This window comes from Nostoc sp. CHAB 5715 (assembly GCF_020829685.1).
In the GTDB taxonomy this organism is placed as follows: domain Bacteria; phylum Cyanobacteriota; class Cyanobacteriia; order Cyanobacteriales; family Nostocaceae; genus Nostoc.
Map to the genome: position 1 here is coordinate 1 of NZ_JAIVFR010001157.1, position 2129 is coordinate 2129.

The following is a 2129-nucleotide window of genomic DNA, read 5'->3' on the forward strand; positions in this document are numbered from 1 at the left end:
TCCTTACCAAGTTTGCTTGAAAGATATTCAGGATGTTTATCAATGGCGATTATTTCTGGTTTATGCTCAAATAAATTTAAGTATAAATTTAAAGTTTCTTGGTAAGCATTGAAAGCCGCAGCATTTTCTATATCTCCCAGATGTTGAGAGAGAATTGCTTCTCCTTCACGCAATAAGCAAAAGGTATTTTTTAACTCACTACCCATTGCTAAAATTTGCGGTACATTGTCAAATCCTGATGGTAAACTAATTGGTGCTGGTGCATATCCTCTGGCACGGCGAACTATTTGGACTTTATCGCCGATAACACGCACAACAGAATCATCTACCCGATTAATAATCTCTCGATTGTGAAAAAGAAAATAATCAGCGATTGTGTTTAATCTTTCTCTTGTTTCGTCATTATCAATACATTGTGGTTCATCAGCAATATTACCACTTGTTAAAACAATTGGGCGATTCATCCGCCGCAAAATTAAATGGTGTAAAGGCGTATAAGCTAGCATGAAACCAAGGGTATTTTGCCCTGATGCTATCGATGGTGCTACTACTTTTTTACCTGTGGCTTGTAGTAAAACAATTGGTGCAGCAGAACTTGTCAATAATTCTTTTTCTTTGGCGTTGACACTGCAATATTCTTCAATTACCTCAATATCTCGCGCCATTAAAGCAAAAGGTTTATGATAGCGCTTTTTGCGCTGACGCAGTTTTTGTACAACGGTTTCCTGAGTTGCATCGCAAGCTAGATGAATACCACCTAAGCCCTTAATTGCTATAATCTCACCCTTTTGCAACAAGGTACAAACGGCATCAACATCATCCAGCATGGAGAACATGGAAGTAGTAACCGATTTACCATCGGCGCGTTCTAACCAAGCTGAAGGGCCGCAAGCATGACAAGCGACAGGTTGGGCGTGAAAACGGCGGTTTTCGACATCGTGGTATTCCTTTGCACATTCTGAACATATCGCAAACGCAGACATACTGGTATTGCATCTGTCGTAAGGAATCGCACGAATAATACTCAAGCGGGGGCCGCAATGAGTGCAGTTAGTAAAGGGATAGCGATAAAAGCGGCTAAAGGGGTCGAATATTTCTTGTTGACATTGTGGACAAGTGGCTGCATCAGGGGTAATTTCTGTTTTAATAGCATTACTGACACTAGTAGAAATCACAAAATTATCAAATTTCAATTCACCTTCATAAATAATTCTTCTTAGTTGATTAATTTTTGCTAACGGTGGACATTCTGTTTGCAATCTGGCAACAAATTCTGTTATTGCTTCTTCACTACCAGATACCCTAATTAAAACACCTTGACCATCATTACAAACATCTCCACGCAAACCGCAGGCTTTAGCGAGACGATATACAGTAGGGCGAAATCCTACTCCTTGAACAGTACCACAAACTCTAATTTCTTCAGCCGCCATATAAATATGACTTTAAAAAATTACGAATTACAAATTACAAATTATTAAACTGCCACAGCAAAATTCGGTTATTTCCAGAATCAGCTATTATCGCCGTATTGCCACAAATTTTTATTCCGTAACACCAATTTAAGCTATATCGTTTTGGCAGTCCGAAATTACGATTTTCACCTTTACTTTGGAAATTTATTTGTCCTGCCAACCCATCTGCCATTACACCTTGCAGTGATAAAATTGATTCTGGTTTTCTCCATCCTAACAAACGGGAATTAGCAGTATCTGCAACTAATAACCAATCCCCAGCCACTCCCACACCGTAGGGCATACTCAAACTACTAGCACTAGGATAATAAACTCCTTGATTCATTTCCACAAAATCAAAGCTTTTTTGTCCTAAAACTACTGCACAAGGAGTATTATTTTTTGTGGGTATTCCCTGCCAAATCATTACCCGGTGATTACCTGCATCGCTGACAACCAGATTTTCTCCCCAAAAGGTGATATCGTGACACCAACGCATACTCGTTGCGGTTGGAGAAGCACCGCCGTTCTCATTGCGAGATATCATATCTGGTTGCCCCAAAACTACATCAGCAGGTTGACCATTTTCTGTTGGTAACTGATGCCAAATTAATACTCTTCGATTACCAGTGTCAGCAATAAATAGCCGTTTTTGATGATAGAAAACACCATAGG

At 39.5% G+C, this 2129-nt stretch carries 1 protein-coding gene and 1 pseudogene; both read right to left on the minus strand.

Going from position 1 to position 2129, the window contains the following annotated elements:
* On the minus strand, nucleotides 1-1433 hold a 1433-nt coding region (hypF, locus tag LC574_RS37135; protein ID WP_229458625.1), incomplete at its 3' end, for a carbamoyltransferase HypF.
* Between the two features lie 34 nt (nucleotides 1434-1467).
* Nucleotides 1468-2129: pseudogene (locus LC574_RS37140) on the minus strand (hypothetical protein); the annotation flags it as partial.